This window comes from Pseudomonas neuropathica, assembly GCF_015461835.1.
Lineage (GTDB): Bacteria > Pseudomonadota > Gammaproteobacteria > Pseudomonadales > Pseudomonadaceae > Aquipseudomonas > Aquipseudomonas neuropathica.
Genome location: NZ_JACOPX010000002.1, coordinates 407,480 through 423,690, shown reverse-complemented (window position 1 = coordinate 423,690; position 16,211 = coordinate 407,480). Strand labels below are relative to the sequence as shown.

The window sequence follows — 16,211 nt, the reverse complement described above, 5'->3', positions numbered from 1 at the left end:
GCCGCGGATGTTATTGCAACAATCGGCGCTGGATTCGTGCTTTTTAATCAAATGTATTTTGCGCAATCAGGCCTTATTCCGCGCGAGGCGGATCGTTAATCTGCCGCCATTCCAGTTTCCCTTCTCCATCCAGCCCAATGGCTGCGCCGAGGCTTTCTCATGAAAAAAGTGCTGTTGCTCAATGGCGGTAAAAAATTCGCCCACTCTGACGGTCGCTACAACGCCACCCTGCACGAAGCCGCACTGAGCGTGCTTGATCGCGGCGGCGTCGACGTTAAAACCACCTTCATCGACGAGGGTTACGACGTTGCTGAAGAAGTCGCCAAATTCCTTTGGGCCGACGTGATCATTTATCAGATGCCGGGCTGGTGGATGGGCGCGCCATGGACGGTGAAAAAGTACCTCGACGAAGTCTTCACCGAAGGCCACGGCAGCCTCTACGCCAGCGATGGCCGCACCCGTTCCGATGCGTCCCAGAAGTACGGCAGCGGCGGTCTGATTCAGGGCAAGCAATACATGCTGTCGCTGACCTGGAATGCACCGCAGCAGGCCTTCGATGACCCGACGGATTTCTTTGAAGCCAAAGGCGTCGACGCGGTGTACTTCCCGTTCCACAAGGCCAACGAGTTTCTCGGTATGACCGGATTGCCGACGTTCCTTTGTGTGGACGTGATGAAGCGGCCGAACATCGAGGCTGATGTCGCGCGTTACGAGCAGCATCTGACCGAGGTGTTTGGTCTGAAGGCCTGAATGGTTTCGGGCTACTATCGGTGGTAACAGCGAAAGATCGCAGCCTGCGGCAGCTCCTACAGAGAGTTGCAGTCATCTGCGATCTTGGCGATTTCAAAGAGGACACCCGTGAAAGCCAGATCCGATGAGTTGCAGATTTTCGTCTGCGTGATCGAATGCGGTTCGATTTCCGCCGCTGCAGAACAGGTCGGGCAAACGCCGTCGGCGGTCAGCCGTACGTTGTCGAAGCTGGAGGCCAAGCTCGATACCACACTGATCAACCGCACCACGCGGCGCATGGATCTGACCGAAGAGGGCAAGTATTTCTTCGAGCAGGCCAAGCTGATTCTCGATCAGATGGATCAACTCGAAGAACGCCTGTCCTCGCGCCAGCAAACGCCGTCCGGGCGCCTGCGCATCAACGCCGCGTCACCGTTCATGCTCCACGCAGTGGTCCCGTACATCGACGAGTTCCGCCGCCTCTATCCGGACATTCAGCTCGAACTCAACAGCAATGACCTGATCATTGACCTGCTGGAACAAAGCACCGACATCGCCATCCGTATCGGCACCCTCGCTGACTCGACGCTGCATGCGCGCTCGCTCGGTTGCAGTCCGCTGCTGATCGTCGCCAGTCCCGCCTACCTGAAAAAACATGGCGCGCCGCAGCAAGTCGCGGACTTGAGCGAACACACCTTGCTTGGCTTCACTCAGAACGAAGGCCTCAACCAATGGCCGCTGCGCTACGTGCACGGTGACCGCTGGCCGATCACCCCGGCGATCAGCGCCTCCAGCGGTGAGACCGTGCGCCATCTGGCGCTGGAAGGGCAGGGCATCGCCTGCCTGTCGCACTTCATGACCATCGATGACATTCGGGCCGGGCGCCTGAAAGTCTTGCTCGCTGAATTCAACAGCGGTTATCGCCAGCCGATCAACGCCGTGTACTACCGGAACTCGCAACTGGCGTTGCGCATTCAGTGTTTCCTCGACTTTATCCAGAGCAAACTCGCCGCTTACGCCAGCGCCGATTTCAAGGGCTGATTCGTGACCTCTGCGCAAGAGTGAATTGGTCGAGGGCGGGTTTTTCCCTCGGACCCACAGGCCGATACTCGACCCATCACTTATTCACGCAGGGAGTTTCTCCATGAACGTATTCGTCACCGGCGCTGCCGGTTTTATCGGCGGCTCCATCGCCAGCGGTCTGGTCAAGGCCGGGCATCAAGTCACCGGTCTGGTGCGCAACCCTGAACAAGCGGCTGAGCTCAAGGCACTGGGCATGACCCCGGTCATCGGCACCCTCGACGACAAAGCATTGCTCGCCGAACAGGCCCGTGCTGCCGACGCAGTAATCAACGCCGCCAGCAGCGACCATCGCGGCGCCGTCGAAGCATTGCTCGACGCGATGCGCGGTTCCAGCAAAGTCTTCTTGCACACCAGCGGTTCGAGCATTGTTGGCGATGCATCCGGCGGCAAGTCCAGCGATGTCATCTACTACGAAGACAACTTGCCAGAGCCGACTGTCGACAAAGCAGCGCGCGTGGCAATCGATAACCTGATCCTCGCAGCGGCGAAGGACGGCGTGAACTCGGCGGTGATTTGCAACACGCTGATCTACGGCCACAGCCTGGGCGTTATCCGCGACAGCGTGCAATTGCCGCGTCTGCTCAAGCAGGCGCGTAAAAGCGGCGTCGTGCGCCACGTCGGCACCGGCCAGAACATCTGGTCCAACGTGCACATCGAAGACGTCGTCGCCCTGTACCTGCTGGCGCTGACCAAAAACGTTCCGGGCACGTTCTACTTCGTCGAAAGCGGCGAAGCCTCGTTCATCGACATGACCACCGCCATGGCCGCAGCCCTGAACCTGGGTCAACCGCAAGACTGGCCGTTGAAAGACGCCGAAGCCGAATGGGGCTATGAAATGGCCAACTACGGCCTCGGCTCCAACAGCCGCGTACGCGGCAAACACGCCCGCGAACTGCTGGGCTGGGCACCGAAGCGCACGTCGGTGGTTGAATGGATTCGTAACGAAATGGTGTGATCCGTACGCTACGTCCCACAGGTTGCGCATTCTGTCTGGAAGAATGCGATCAAACTGTAGGAGTGAGCCTGCTCGCGATAGCGGTCATTCAGCCAATGATGATATTGACTGTTACGACGCAATCGCGAGCAGGCTCACTCCTACAGGGGGCTGTGTTGGCTGTAAAACCATGTAAATCCCGCCCCGCAATTTTCATTAATCACGACAAGACATATCCATTAGCGACACGCCTTGCCTCTCCACGAAAATTACTTTCATACGGTTTGAAATCTCGATCTCGAAATGATCTATGAGTTTCACAACCCATTCGAACGTGACCCTTTCGAGGAGTACCGCATGACGCCTTCCTTCGGCTATTGGCTGCTGGTCTATGCCGCCGTCGCCATCATTGCGCTGATCGTGTTGATTGCCCGTTACCGGCTCAACCCGTTCATTGTCATCACCCTGATTTCCATCGGCCTGGCACTGGTGGCGGGGATGCCGCCCTCGGGTGTGGTAGGGGCGTATGAGGCCGGGGTGGGCAAGACGCTGGGGCATATTGCGCTGGTGGTGGCGCTGGGGACGATGCTCGGCAAGATGATGGCCGAGTCCGGCGGTGCCGAGCAGATGGCGCGTACGCTGATCTACAAATTCGGCGAGAAGAATGCGCACTGGGCGATGGTCTGCATCGCGTTTCTGGTCGGCTTGCCGCTGTTCTTCGAAGTCGGTTTTGTGCTGTTGGTGCCGATCGCTTTCACCGTGGCGCGACGCGTCGGCGTGTCGATTCTGATGGTCGGTTTGCCGATGGTCGCCGGCCTGTCGGTGGTGCATGCGCTGGTGCCGCCGCACCCGGCGGCGATGCTCGCGGTGCAGGCCTATCAGGCGTCGGTCGGGCAGACTTTGCTGTATGCGATCGCCATCGGCATTCCGACCGCAATCATTGCCGGGCCGCTGTACGCCAAATTCATCGTGCCGCGCATTCAATTGCCGGCGGATAACCCGCTGGAAAAACAATTCCTCGACCGCGAGCCGCGCGACAAACTGCCGGGTTTCGGCATCACCATGGCGACCATTCTATTGCCGGTGGTGCTGATGCTGATCGGCGGCTGGGCCAACCTGATTTCCACCCCGGGCAGCGGTTTCAATCAGTTTCTGTTGTTCATCGGCAACTCGGTGATTGCGCTGCTGCTGGCGACCTTGTTGAGTTTCTGGACGCTGGGCATCGCCCAGGGTTTCAACCGTGAATCGATTCTGAAATTCACCAACGAATGTCTGGCGCCGACTGCCAGCATCACGTTGCTGGTGGGCGCTGGCGGTGGCTTGAACCGCATTCTGGTGGAGGCTGGCGTCACCGATCAGATTGTCGGTCTCGCCCACGAATTCCACCTGTCGCCGCTGATCATGGGCTGGTTGTTCGCGGCGTTGATGCGCGTCGCCACCGGTTCCGCGACCGTGGCCATGACCACCGCGTCCGGCGTGGTCGCGCCGGTGGCCATTGGTCTGGGTTATCCACACCCTGAACTGTTGGTGCTGGCGACCGGCGCTGGCTCGGTTATCTTTTCCCACGTCAACGACGGCGGCTTCTGGTTGATCAAGGAATACTTCAACATGACGGTCGCGCAGACGTTCAAGACCTGGACCGTACTCGAGACGCTGATCTCGCTGGTCGCTTTCGGTCTGACCATCGGCCTTTCTTACCTGCTGTAACCGGAGCCCGCCGTCCATGGACATCCTCTACCAGATCCGCGCCCGTCAGGATTCCTTCAGCGCCGGCGAAGGTCGCATCGCCCGGCTGATGCTCGACGACGTCGGTTTCGCGGCGAGCGCCAGCCTCGAAGACCTCGCGCAACGCGCCGAAGTCAGCACCGCCACGCTGTCGCGTTTTGCCCGCACCGTGGGCTGTCGCGACCTGCGTGATCTGCGCCTGCAACTGGCTCAGGCCAGCGGCGTTGGCAGCCGTTTTCTCGACCCGGCGGGCACGCCTGAGCAGTCGGCATTCTATGGGCAGATCGTCGGCGACATCGAAACCACGTTGCGCCAGCACCTGGCCGGATTCGATGAATCACGCTTCGCCGATGCGGTGAAAATGCTTGGTCAGGCACGGATGATTCATGCGTTCGGCATGGGCGGTTGCTCGACCCTGTGCAGCGACGAATTGCAGGTACGCCTGGTGCGCCTCGGCTACCCGATTGCCGTGTGCCATGACGCGGTGATGATGCGCGTCACCGCCGCCAGCCTGAACGCCGAACAAGTGGTGATTGTCTGCTCGCTGACCGGCATCACTCCGGAGTTGCTGGAGACCGTGGAACTGGCGCGCAACTACGGCGCGCGCATTCTGGCGATCACCCGCGCCGATTCGCCGCTGGCGCAACTGGCCGACATCGTCCTGCCGCTGCAAGGCGCCGAAACCTCGTTCATCTACAAACCGACGGCGGCGCGCTACGGCATGCTACTCGCCATCGATGTGCTGGCGACCGAGCTGGCGCTGGCCAATCCTGAAGACAATCAAGAGCGTCTGCGGCGGATCAAACTGGCGCTCGACGAATACCGTGGCGGCGACGATCACCTGCCGCTGGGAGACTGACATGCTGTACGACACCCTGATTCGCAACGCCCTGATCATCGATGGCAGCAACATGCCCGGTTACCGCGCCGATGTGGCGATTGGTGAGGGCCGCATCGAGCGTATCGGTGACTTGCACGACGCCACGGCAACCGAAGAAATCGACGCCGCCGGTCGCGTGCTGGCACCCGGTTTTATCGACGTGCACACCCACGACGACACCGTGGTGATTCGTCAGCCAGAGATGCTGCCAAAACTCAGCCAGGGCGTGACCACAGTGATTGTCGGTAACTGCGGGATCAGTGCGTCGCCCGTGACGTTGAAGGGCAATCCGCCAGATCCGATGAACCTGCTCGGCACTGCCGCAGCGTTCGTTTATCCACGCTTCAGCGATTACCGCGCGGCGGTCGAAGCGGCCAATACCACGTTGAACGTGGCGGCACTGATCGGCCATACGGCGCTGCGCAGCAATCATCTGGATGACCTGTTTCGCACCGCGACGCCAGAAGAAATCGCGGCGATGCGCGAACAGTTACGCGAAAGCCTTGAGGCTGGTGCGTTGGGTTTATCCACAGGTCTGGCGTACGCCAGCGCCTACAACGCCTCCACCGATGAAGTGATGCAACTGACTGAAGAACTGACGGCATTCGGCGCGGTGTACACCACGCATTTGCGCAGCGAATTCGCCCCGGTGCTGGAAGCGATGGATGAGGCTTTTCAAATCGGTCGACATGCGAAATCGCCAGTGATCATTTCCCACCTCAAATGCGCCGGCGTCGGTAACTGGGGGCGCAGTCCCGAGCTGCTCGCATCATTGGAAGAGGCCGCGAAAACCCACCCGGTCGGCTGCGATTGCTACCCGTACGCGGCGAGTTCTTCGACGCTGGATCTGAAGCAGGTCACCGATGCGCATCGCATCACCATCACCTGGTCGACGCCGCACCCGGAAGTCAGCGGCCGCGACCTGATCGACATCGCCGTCGAATGGAATCTGCCGCTGCTTGATGCCGCGAAACGCCTGCAACCGGCCGGCGCGGTGTACTACGGCATGGACGAGGCGGATGTACGAAGAATCCTCGCGCATCCATTGTCGATGGTCGGGTCTGACGGACTGCCGGAAGACCCGTTCCCGCATCCGCGCCTGTGGGGCGCTTTCCCACGGGTGCTCGGACATTTCAGTCGTGATGTCGGGCTGTTTCCGCTGCACACCGCCGTGCACAAGATGACCGGTCTGTCGGCGGCGCGATTTGGATTGAAGGAACGCGGCGAGATTCGTGAAGGCTATTGGGCGGATCTGGTGCTGTTCGATCCGGCGACCGTGCGTGATGTCGCGGATTTCAATGATCCGCAACGGGCTGCGCAGGGGATTGACGGTGTGTGGATCAATGGAGTGTTGAGCTATCGCGATGGACAGGCAAACGGTCGCCGGGAAGGGCGGTTTCTCGCACGCGATGGGAATTTACGCGACGGGTTTAAGTGATTCTGCTGACGTCAAAAGATCGCAGCCTTCGGCAGCTCCTACATGGGAATGCGACCTTCTGTAGGAGCTGCCGAAGGCTGCGATCTTTTGAACTGTGTCTCATAGTGGCACTGTGCAATTAAAGAAACGCCAGCCCAAGCCGAATTGCTGACATCCACCCCGTCTACACTGTGGGGCCAATCAGTCAGGGAGCACCCCATGAGCTTCGGCAAAACCACCCCGATCCTGCGGATCTTCGATGAAGCGAAGGCTGTCGAGTTTTACGTCGACTTTCTGGGTTTCAAGATCGACTGGCAGCACCGTTTCGAGGCGGGTTTTCCGTTGTATCTGCAGGTGTCGCGCGGTGAATGTGTGCTGCATTTGTCCGAGCATCATGGCGATGCGTGCCCGGGTTCGGCGCTGCGGATCGAGACCGATGAGCTGGAGGCGTTTCAGCAGCAGTTGGTGGCTAAGGATTACAAGTTCTCGCATCCAGGGATTCAGGCGATGCCGTGGGGGAGCCAGGACATGACGATTGTCGATCCGTTTGGCAATCGGTTGGTGTTTACCAACGCGATTTGTCTCTGAGCTGAAAAGCCCCTCACCCTAGCCCTCTCCCAGAGGGAGAGGGGACTGACCGAGTTGTCTGACGCTATGCACCGACCTGAAAGATCTGCAGCGATTATGGATTCACAGCAGCACTTTCAGGTCGGTGTATTTAGCGAACATCTCACGGTCGCCCCTTCACCCTCACCCTAGCCCTCTCCCGGAGGGAGAGGGGACTGACCGAGGTGTCTGGCGCTATACATCGACCTGCAAGACCGAGTCGATTATGGATTCACAGCAGCACTTTCAGGTCGGCGTATCTAATCAATATCCCCCGTTCGGCCCCCTCTCCCTCCGGGAGAGGGCTGGGGTGAGGGTAAATGACACACCGCAAAAAGAAGCCCGCCACCTAACCATCACAGTTGGGGTCGCGGGCTTTTTTGTTATTCGGTCGGCACTAACCTGTCCAACACGCGATTGACGGCCATTTCCGCCACCATCACTACTTGCGCAATACCCTGCAAAGTCTTGCGGTGTGTGCCTTCAACCTGCGCGGCATGGTTGTTGAGCATGACGGTCGCCGAGCCCAGCGTTTCGCTGGCGTCGGCCAGCAGGGATTCGGTGTTGGCTTCGGGGTTGGCCATGTACAGCGTGTTGGGTGAGTAGGGCGTGGCCATGAGGTCGGCGTTCGTCGGACCGAGATAGTGGTCGAGTGCGCGCTCGGCGGCTTCGTGGAATTTCTTCGAATCGGCGGATTCGTAGGGGGAGGCCGGGTCGGTGACCGGCGGGTTTGGCGTTATCTTGAACATAGCTGTGTTCCCTTTGTTGAGCGGCAACCCTTTGGCTACTAAACGAAAGGGTGGCAGCTGTACGCAGGTTAGTAGACCGGGGAACTCAGCTAAGCCGGCGCGCCGAAGCGCCCTGCGTACAGCCACCATCAAGCTCAGGTACGCGAGTACCTGTGATGAATGTACGACCAGCAGAGTTACCTCCGGGCTACTAAACCCGATCACTGGGAATCAGTGACGCAATCAAGTTACGCAGCATGCTCAGGGCGCACAAGCCGGCGGATTCTGGCTTAGGCGTAGGTTACGGCGCAAGGATTTGTGGGCGGTTTCGCGTAACGCTGAGTGTCTTTAAACATTTGTGGTGCGGGATGTTTATTGCGCTCAAGTATCGAAGATTTACCTGTGGGAATCGGGTGCTGCAACTGGCGCATTCGCGAGCAAGCTCGCTCCCACAATGGATCTGCAGTGAACATCGAATTGGTGAGCAGCCGAGATCTACTGTGGGAGCGAGCTTGCTCGCGAAGAGGCCCGAACAATCAACCCCTATGCATCTGCCGAAACTCCCCCGGCGGCATCCCGCGACGACTCTTGAACGTGCGATGAAACGACCTCGGTTCGGTAAACCCCAGATACTGGGCAATGTCCTGAATCGGCAAGGTGCTGTTGAGCAAATAATGCTCAGCCAGCTCCTGACGCAAATCATCGAGAATCTGCTGATACGACGTCCCCGCCTGATGCAACTGCCGCTGCAATGTGCGCACTGAAACAGCGAGCTGTTCGGCAACTTGCTCCTTGCGCGGTAAGCCTTCCTTGAGCAACTGCCGCAGGATGTTCTTCACCTGCTGCTCAAGCGACGCATCCTCCAGCGTCGCCATCAAGCCCAGCGCATGTTCTTCCAGCGTCCGCAGTAACTGTGCATCCGCCTGACGCAACGGCAACTGCAAATACGCCAGCGGCACGACCAGCGCCGAATACGGCTGATCGAACAACACCGGGCAATCGAAAAACGCTTCGTACTGCGCCGGTGTCGCCTCCGCCGGGCATGAATGTTCCAGCCAAACCCCGGCCGGCGACATCTGCGTGTCGGCGATCCAGCGCGCATAGTGCAGCCACGAACCGAGGACATTTTCCACCAGATGCCGACGAATCCGTGGGCGCTGATAGCGGCAGGTCCAGATCAAATGTACATGGCCGTCCTGCACCTCGGCGCGGCTCACACCCATGTCGCCGACCAGCTTTTCGAATGGCATGATCCGGCTCATCGCATCGCCGAGGGTCGCGCAGTTCATGGTGATGTAACCGAGCACGCTCCACGAATTGGGCAGGACGAAATTCGCCGCGTTAAGCCCGAACAGCGGATCGCCCGAGTGTTCGCAGAAATAATCCAGCAGCCGCTCATGCGCCTCTCCGGGCAAACGCAGGGTGTTGTCGCTCAACTGCTGCGCCTGCAAACCCGCCGCCGCCAACGCCGGTTCGACTGCCATGCCCAGTTGTTCGGCATGGCGCAGGTACTTGAGCAGGGGCGGAACCGAGGTGTAGCCGAGCGATTGCATGATCCCATTCCTTTGATCAACGGCAGCGGAGGCGGACGAATAGCCTGAAAGGTAATTTGAAACCCCGACTAAAGTAAATGGCTGACGCTTGCGCGACGTTTGACTCAATTGGCTACACGAACTGGCCGGATGCGACCGTGACACTTGGCGGCCGCTGGCTAGTATGGAGGCCTGAAATATCACTGATCTGACGGTAAGAAGGACACACGCATGCGACGCTGGAACGGCTGGGGAGATGCAACCACGGTGGTCGAACTGCCGGCCCAGGGCGCGGAGTTTCTTCATGAGCGACTGGGCGAGGGACGCGCGCTGCCCGATGCGACCCTTGAGGCGGCATTGGCCCGGGTACCGGCCTCGCGATTGCCGGCGCACACGTTGTACAGCATTGATGCCCACGACCGTTTGTTGCATGCACGGGGCCAGAGCCTGCCGGACTGGCTGGCGTTGCGCGAAGGTGCTTTGGGCAATTATCCCGATGCCGTGGCGTTTCCCGAGACCGCTGAACACATTCGCCAGTTGCTGGCGCTCGCCCACGAACAGGACGTGTGCCTGATCCCGTATGGCGGCGGCACGTCGGTGGCCGGGCACATCAATCCACCGGATTCGGCGCGGCCAGTGGTGACGGTGTCACTGGCGCGGATGAACCGCCTGATCGACCTGGACGAACAAAGCCTGCTGGCGACGTTCGGCCCCGGTGCGAGTGGGCCGCAGGTGGAAAGTCAGCTGCGGGCGCGGGGCTACACGCTGGGGCATTTCCCGCAGTCCTGGGAGCTGTCGACGCTGGGCGGTTGGGTCGCCAGCCGTTCGAGCGGCCAGCAGTCGCTGCGCTATGGCCGGATCGAGCAATTATTCGCTGGCGGAACGCTGGAAACCTTCGCCGGGCCGCTGGAGATTCCAACCTTCCCGGCGTCGGCTGCGGGGCCTGATCTGCGCGAAGTGGTGCTCGGTTGCGAAGGCCGTTTCGGGATCATTTCCGAGGTCAAGGTGCGGGTCAGCGCATTGCCTGCTGATGAGCGTTTCTACGGCGTGTTTTTACCCAGTTGGACCAAGGCGCTGCAAGCCATCCGCCAATTGGCCCAGGCGCGCGTACCGCTGTCGATGCTGCGTTTATCCAACGCCGTAGAAACAGAAACGCAACTGGCACTCGCCGGTCATCCGCAACAAATCGCCTGGCTGGAAAGGTATTTGAAGCTAAGAGGGGCGGCAGAGGGCAAATGCCTGCTGACCTTCGGCGTGACCGGCAATCGTCGGCAAAACGCGCTGTCGCTGAAACAGGCGCGACAACACCTCAAGGCCTTCGGCGGCGTGTTTACCGGCACCTTGCTCGGCAAGAAGTGGGCGCAGAACCGCTTCCGTTTCCCCTATCTGCGCGAGAACCTGTGGAACGCCGGTTACGTGGTCGACACCCTCGAAACCGCCACCGACTGGAGCAATGTCGACAACCTGCTCAACCTCGTTGAAAACAGTCTGCGCGAGGCCTTGGCCGCCGAAGGCGAACGCGTGCACGTGTTCACCCATCTGTCCCACGTCTACGGCGAAGGCTCAAGCATCTACACCACCTACGTGTTTCGCCCGGCGGCGGATTACCCGGCGACGCTGGCACGTTGGAAAGCACTCAAACACGCGGCCAGCCAGACCATCGTCGACAACCACGGCACCATCAGTCACCAGCACGGCGTCGGCAAGGATCATGCGCCGTACCTGCTGCGCGAGAAGGGCGTATTGGCGATGGACACCTTGCAGGCGCTGAGCAAACACTTCGATCCGGCCGGGCGCCTCAACCCCGGCACGCTGCTGCCGGAGTGACCGGCATGAGTCAGGACTGGAACGCCGCGTGGCGCCAGCAGATTCTGCCGACGCTGGCCGAGGAACCTTGGGATCTGATCGTCATTGGCGGCGGCATCAGTGGCGCCGGCATTCTGCGTGAAGCGGCGCGTCGAGGCTGGCGCTGTCTGCTGCTGGAACAGCGCGATTTTGCCTGGGGCACCTCCAGCCGATCGTCGAAAATGGTCCACGGCGGTTTGCGTTACATCGCCAAAGGCCAGTGGCGCCTGACCCGTGATTCGGTGCGCGAACGCCAACGCCTGCTCGACGAAGCGCCGGGGCTGGTCGAGCCGATGAATTTCCTGATGCCGCACTATCGCGGCGGCTTTCCCGGGCCGCGGGTGCTGGGTGGTTTGCTGAGCGTGTACGACGCCTTGGCGGGACGGCGCAGCCATCGCTTTCATGATGCGCAACAGCTTCGATATCTGGCGCCGGGGGTGAAGGAAAACGACTTGCTCGGCGGCACCTGTTTTGTCGATGCGCTGACCGATGATGCGCGGCTGGTGATGCGCGTGTTGAGCGAAGCGCGGGCCGAGGGTGCGGTCGTGGTCAATGGCGTGCGCGTCGAACAGCTGCTGCGGGAAAACGGCCGAGTGTGCGGCGTTCAGGTCGAGGATTGCGAAGCCGGTTCGTCACTGCAATTGCGCTGCGGCGTGCTCGCGGTGGCTACCGGCGCCTGGGCTGAACGCTTGCGCCCGCCAGCGGCACCCCGGCAATTGCGGCCGTTGCGCGGTAGTCATTTATTGTTACCGGGTTGGCGTCTGCCGGTGGCGCAGGCGTTCACTTTCATGCATGAGCGCGACCGGCGTCCGGTGTTCGTTTTCCCGTGGGAAGGCGCGACGGTGGTCGGCACCACGGACCTCGATCATCGCGAGGATCTGGATCAGAGCGCGAGTATCAGCGGCGAAGAACTCGACTATCTGCTGGCGGCTTGCACGCAACAGTTTCCCGGAGCGCAAGTGAACGCTTCGGACGTGCTGTCGACATGGTCGGGCGTACGTCCGGTAGTCGGCAGTGCGGCGGGCAATCATCAAGACAAACCGTCGAACGAAACCCGCGAGCATGTGCTGTGGCAGGAGCCCGGTTGCGTGACCCTGGCTGGCGGCAAACTGACCACGTTTCGCCCGCAAGCCATCGAAGTGCTCAAGGCCTGCGCGGCGATGCTCGAGCGTCCTTTCGTTGACGACGCCGCGCCAGTGTTTGCCGCTGTGCCTGCGCTGGTGATCCCTGAATTGAGCAACCATCAGTGGCGACGCCTGGCCGGACGGCATGGCCGCGACCTGCCGAGGCTGGCGCAACTGATCAAAGAAGTCAGCCACGAAACGGTCGGTGCTACGGACACGTTGTGGGCAGAACTGGCCTTCGCCAGCGAAGCGGAAATGGTCTTGCACCTCGACGATCTGCTCCTGCGCCGCACGCGTCTGGGCCTGCTGTTGCCGCGCGGTGGCGAAGCGTATTTCGCCGCCATCCGCCAACTCTGCCAGCCTCGACTGGGCTGGAGCGACGAACACTGGCAGCAGGAAGAACAGCGTTATCGGGCGTTGTGGCAACGCCATCACGGTTTGCCGGATGCCACGCCTTGATGCCCCTTGAAGAGAGCTCCATGGACAACCACCCGAACAAGCGTTACCTGCTGGCCATCGACAACGGCACCCAGAGCGTGCGCGCGCTGCTCTTCGATTTGCAGGGCAATCTGCTTGGCAAAGGCAAGGTCGAGTTGCAGGCGTATTACTCGACGCAACCGGGCTGGGCCGAGCAGGATCCGCAGTATTACTGGGCGAAACTGGGTGAGGCGTGTCAGCAGGTCTGGCAGCAAACGGGGATTGATCGCGCGCAGATTGCCGGCGTTTCCCTGACCACGCAGCGCGGCACGGTGATCAACGTCGATGCCGAGGGCAAGCCATTGCGCCCGGCGATTCTGTGGCTCGATCAGCGTCAGAGCGAAGTCGAGGGCGGGATCAAAGGACCGTGGGGCTGGCTTTTCAAACTGGTCGGTGCGCAGGGCACTGTGGATTACTTTCGTGCCCAGGCTGAGGCGAACTGGATCGCTCAGCATCAGCCCGAGGTGTGGGCGGCGACGGACAAGTTTTTACTGCTCTCGGGATTTCTCACCCATCGACTATGTGGGCGTTTTGTCGACTCGGTCGGTTGCTGCGTTGGCTATCTACCGTTTGACTTCAAACGCCTGAAATGGGCTGCGCCGAGTGACTGGAAATGGCAGGCACTGGCGGTGCGGCCCGAGCAATTGCCGATCCTGCATAAACCCGGTGAAACCCTCGGCTACATCACTGCTGAAGCCGCTCGCCACACCGGCATTCCCGAAGGCTTGCCGCTGATTGCGGCAGGCGCCGACAAGGCTTGCGAAGTGGTCGGTGCCGGCGTGGTCGATGCGAGCACGGTGTGCCTGTCCTACGGCACCACGGCGACGATCACCAGCACCCGTTCGCGCTATCTGGAAATCGTCCCGTTGATTCCGCCGTACCCGTCGGCGGTGCCGGATCAGTTCAACTGCGAAGTGATGATTTATCGCGGTTACTGGATGGTCAGTTGGTTCAAGAACGAGTTCGGCTTGCGCGAGATGCAGCAGGCCAAAGAGCAGGGCATCGAGCCGGAGCAGTTGTTCGATGCGCTGGTCGATGCAGTGCCGCCAGGCTCGATGGGTTTGATGCTGCAACCGTATTGGTCGCCGGGGATTCGCGAGCCGGGTGTCGAGGCGAAAGGCGCGATGATCGGCTTCGGCGATGTGCACACCCGCGCGCATATTTACCGGGCGATTCTTGAGGGACTGGCGTATGCCTTGCGCCAGGGCATGGAGAATATCGAACGGCGTTCGAAGGTGTCGGTCAAGCGACTGCGCGTTGCCGGTGGCGGCTCGCAGAGTGATGCGGCGATGCAATTGACGGCGAATATTTTCGGCCTGCCGGCGGAGCGGCCGCACGTGTATGAAGCCTCGGGTCTGGGCGCGGCGATTTGTTGTGCGGTGGGGTTGGGACTGCACGCGGATTTCCCCACGGCCATCGCGGCGATGACCCGCGTCGGTGCGGTTTTCACCCCGCAGCCCGAGGCTCAGAAAATCTATGAGCAACTGTACAAAGAGGTCTATCTGCGCATGTACCGCCAGCTCAAACCGCTGTATCAGAGCATCCGCAAAATCACCGGTTACCCCGCCTGAAAGAACACCACCAATCCCCTGTAGGAGCTGCCGAAGGCTGCGATCTTTTGATCTTGTTTTTCAAGATCAACGTCAAAAGATCGCAGCCTTCGGCAGCTCCTACAGGAACCGTATTGCGACTCGATGTGGCGCCATCGGAGACTTTTTCTGGTGAGATCGGACAGTGCCAGCGGCGGGGTCGGTTGTTAGGCTCATCCCCCACGGCACCGCCAATAAGAACGAAAAGCAATGAAGCTGACCTTCCTCCTGTTACTGCTTTGTGCAACGGCCCCGAGCGCCTGGGGCTGGTCGAACCATACGGTCGGCAGCTATCTGGCGTTGCAGGATCTGCCGGCGTTGCGTGATGCGCCAGCGGTTGCAGTCGAGCCACTTGAGCAGTTTCTCACCGAGCAATATCCGGCCGTGCTGGCGCTGTTGGAGCAGCAGGAAAGCTTCGCCCGCGAGCACTTCGCGCAATACCCGCCACGCCCCGACAACCTGAAGTTGCCCGCAGTGCCGAGCGAAAATTTGCGCCACGACTTCCTCACCGCGTTGCGCATCAATCCCGAGATACATCTGGCGATGGTCATCCAGCCATTGCCCGGCAAAGACCTGCCCGAACGTGAGCATCTGCAGGCCAATCAAGTCATGGTCGAGCAAACCCTGTCACCGTGGAATCGCCAGCGTTTCATCGTTGTCGCCGAGCACGAAAAAGTCGCGCCTCTCGCGGTGCTCGCCAGCGCCGCCGACGAACCGGATTACGGCCACGACATCAATCTGTTCAGCGACAACCCTGGCAACGTCGGCGCGATCTACGGTTTCGGCCCGCAACCGTTCGGTGATGCGCGTTTCCAGTACAGCTCGCAGGCGCCGTTCCACATGGGCTTCTTCCACGAAAGTGCGGTGGTGTACGCCGCTGCCGGTTTCCTTGAGCGCAGTTGGCCGGACTGGCGCGCGTATCAGTACCTGGGCCTGGCGCGACTGGCATTTGCCAGCGGTCATCGGTATTGGGGGTATCGCTTTCTCGGCTGGGGCCTGCACCACGTTCAGGATCTGACACAGCCGTATCATGCCAAGCCCTTGCCCGGTGTCGATCTCGCCAGTCTTCTGCTGCTGGAAGGCAAGGCGCTGGCCGGTTTCGCCGCCGACAAACAAGCCTCGATCGAGCGCGTCGCCACTCGACATATGGAAGTGGAGAAGTACCAGTCGACCTGGCTGCGGCGCTTGCTGCGCGCTGGTCAGCCGCACCCGATGCTTGCGGCTTACACCGATGTGGCTCAGGACAAAAGCTACCCGCCGTACTCGGTCGACTACCTGCGCGAAGTGGTCAGTGCCGAAGCCGTCAATGACTCTGCCACCTTCGACGAAGCTATCGGCCAGTGGCTGGAAACGGCGCCGGTCAGCAGTGATTTCAGCAGCGGTAATCAGCTGCATCGAGAAGATTTCGACCATCCGGCACTCAACCAGCAACTGTTCAAGTTACTGGGGCATTTCGGCTCGCACAGCCGGATTTACGTCAGCGCGGGATTGGCGCCGTAGCGCGGCAACGCACACCAAAACAATAAAAAACAGGGAAGGAGG

The 16,211-nt window shown here is 60.5% G+C and carries 13 protein-coding genes; 11 read left to right on the top strand and 2 right to left on the bottom strand.

All coding sequences use genetic code 11. The features are described from left to right. Nucleotides 1–159 precede the first annotated feature (159 nt). The 7 genes from H8F23_RS03960 (at nt 160) to H8F23_RS03930 (ending at nt 7,356) form a co-directional block, all read left to right on the top strand. Nucleotides 160–750: an NAD(P)H-dependent oxidoreductase gene (locus tag H8F23_RS03960; RefSeq protein WP_102901516.1), complete on the top strand. Its 591-nt coding sequence runs from the start codon at nt 160–162 to the stop codon at nt 748–750. Nucleotides 751–858: 108 nt separating this feature from the next. Further along, the gene (locus H8F23_RS03955) at nt 859–1,770 is read left to right on the top strand and encodes a LysR substrate-binding domain-containing protein (protein ID WP_194933476.1); all 912 of its coding nucleotides are present in this window, start codon (nt 859–861) and stop codon (nt 1,768–1,770) included. 103 nt (nt 1,771–1,873) lie between these two features. Next, a complete protein-coding gene (locus H8F23_RS03950) occupies nt 1,874–2,767 on the top strand; it encodes an NAD-dependent epimerase/dehydratase family protein (RefSeq protein ID WP_194933475.1) in 894 nt (297 codons plus the stop codon). 336 nt (nt 2,768–3,103) lie between these two features. Continuing rightward, entirely contained in the window at nt 3,104–4,453 is a 1,350-nt protein-coding gene (locus tag H8F23_RS03945) for a GntP family permease (protein WP_194933474.1), read from the top strand. A gap of 16 nt (nt 4,454–4,469) precedes the next feature. Then, nucleotides 4,470–5,330, top strand: a complete 861-nt coding sequence (locus H8F23_RS03940; RefSeq protein ID WP_194933473.1) for a MurR/RpiR family transcriptional regulator — start codon at nt 4,470–4,472, stop codon at nt 5,328–5,330. Nucleotide 5,331: 1 nt separating this feature from the next. Continuing rightward, complete coding sequence (locus H8F23_RS03935) at nt 5,332–6,789, top strand: N-acyl-D-amino-acid deacylase family protein (protein WP_194933472.1); 1,458 nt, start codon at nt 5,332–5,334, stop codon at nt 6,787–6,789. Between the two features lie 198 nt (nt 6,790–6,987). Continuing rightward, nucleotides 6,988–7,356 carry a glyoxalase superfamily protein gene (locus tag H8F23_RS03930; RefSeq protein ID WP_194933471.1) on the top strand — a complete coding sequence of 123 codons (369 nt, stop codon included), beginning with the start codon at nt 6,988–6,990 and terminating at the stop codon, nt 7,354–7,356. A 401-nt stretch (nt 7,357–7,757) separates the two neighbouring features. Here the strand turns inward: H8F23_RS03930 and H8F23_RS03925 are convergent, their stop codons facing one another. Then, nucleotides 7,758–8,123, bottom strand: a complete 366-nt coding sequence (locus H8F23_RS03925; protein WP_194933470.1) for a DUF6124 family protein — start codon at nt 8,121–8,123, stop codon at nt 7,758–7,760. A gap of 515 nt (nt 8,124–8,638) precedes the next feature. Continuing rightward, the gene (gliR, locus tag H8F23_RS03920) at nt 8,639–9,655 is read right to left on the bottom strand and encodes an AraC family transcriptional regulator GliR (RefSeq protein ID WP_194933469.1); all 1,017 of its coding nucleotides are present in this window, start codon (nt 9,653–9,655) and stop codon (nt 8,639–8,641) included. A 210-nt stretch (nt 9,656–9,865) separates the two neighbouring features. On the opposite strand from gliR, the gene H8F23_RS03915 reads away from it, so the two are divergent. From H8F23_RS03915 to H8F23_RS03900, 4 genes are all read left to right on the top strand, one after another. Beyond that, nucleotides 9,866–11,461: an FAD-binding oxidoreductase gene (locus tag H8F23_RS03915; RefSeq protein ID WP_194933468.1), complete on the top strand. Its 1,596-nt coding sequence runs from the start codon at nt 9,866–9,868 to the stop codon at nt 11,459–11,461. 5 nt (nt 11,462–11,466) lie between these two features. Next, on the top strand, nt 11,467–13,062 hold the full coding sequence (locus H8F23_RS03910; RefSeq protein ID WP_194933467.1) for a glycerol-3-phosphate dehydrogenase/oxidase: 1,596 nt from the start codon (nt 11,467–11,469) through the stop codon (nt 13,060–13,062). Nucleotides 13,063–13,082: 20 nt separating this feature from the next. Continuing rightward, a complete protein-coding gene (locus H8F23_RS03905) occupies nt 13,083–14,651 on the top strand; it encodes an FGGY-family carbohydrate kinase (RefSeq protein WP_194933466.1) in 1,569 nt (522 codons plus the stop codon). Between the two features lie 228 nt (nt 14,652–14,879). Continuing rightward, a complete protein-coding gene (locus H8F23_RS03900; RefSeq protein WP_194933465.1) occupies nt 14,880–16,169 on the top strand; it encodes a phospholipase C/P1 nuclease family protein in 1,290 nt (429 codons plus the stop codon). Nucleotides 16,170–16,211 lie beyond the last annotated feature (42 nt).

What these genes read in the sequence shown, in the direction of transcription:
- H8F23_RS03960 (WP_102901516.1), top strand. Translation starts at nt 160, where the DNA reads ATGAAAAAAGTGCTGTTGCTCAATGGCGGTAAAAAATTCGCCCACTCT.
- H8F23_RS03950 (WP_194933475.1), top strand. Translation starts at nt 1,874, where the DNA reads ATGAACGTATTCGTCACCGGCGCTGCCGGTTTTATCGGCGGCTCCATC.
- H8F23_RS03945 (WP_194933474.1), top strand. Translation starts at nt 3,104, where the DNA reads ATGACGCCTTCCTTCGGCTATTGGCTGCTGGTCTATGCCGCCGTCGCC.
- H8F23_RS03940 (WP_194933473.1), top strand. Translation starts at nt 4,470, where the DNA reads ATGGACATCCTCTACCAGATCCGCGCCCGTCAGGATTCCTTCAGCGCC.
- H8F23_RS03935 (WP_194933472.1), top strand. Translation starts at nt 5,332, where the DNA reads ATGCTGTACGACACCCTGATTCGCAACGCCCTGATCATCGATGGCAGC.
- H8F23_RS03930 (WP_194933471.1), top strand. Translation starts at nt 6,988, where the DNA reads ATGAGCTTCGGCAAAACCACCCCGATCCTGCGGATCTTCGATGAAGCG.
- H8F23_RS03925 (WP_194933470.1), bottom strand. Translation starts at nt 8,123, where the DNA reads ATGTTCAAGATAACGCCAAACCCGCCGGTCACCGACCCGGCCTCCCCC.
- gliR (WP_194933469.1), bottom strand. Translation starts at nt 9,655, where the DNA reads ATGCAATCGCTCGGCTACACCTCGGTTCCGCCCCTGCTCAAGTACCTG.
- H8F23_RS03915 (WP_194933468.1), top strand. Translation starts at nt 9,866, where the DNA reads ATGCGACGCTGGAACGGCTGGGGAGATGCAACCACGGTGGTCGAACTG.
- H8F23_RS03910 (WP_194933467.1), top strand. Translation starts at nt 11,467, where the DNA reads ATGAGTCAGGACTGGAACGCCGCGTGGCGCCAGCAGATTCTGCCGACG.
- H8F23_RS03905 (WP_194933466.1), top strand. Translation starts at nt 13,083, where the DNA reads ATGGACAACCACCCGAACAAGCGTTACCTGCTGGCCATCGACAACGGC.
- H8F23_RS03900 (WP_194933465.1), top strand. Translation starts at nt 14,880, where the DNA reads ATGAAGCTGACCTTCCTCCTGTTACTGCTTTGTGCAACGGCCCCGAGC.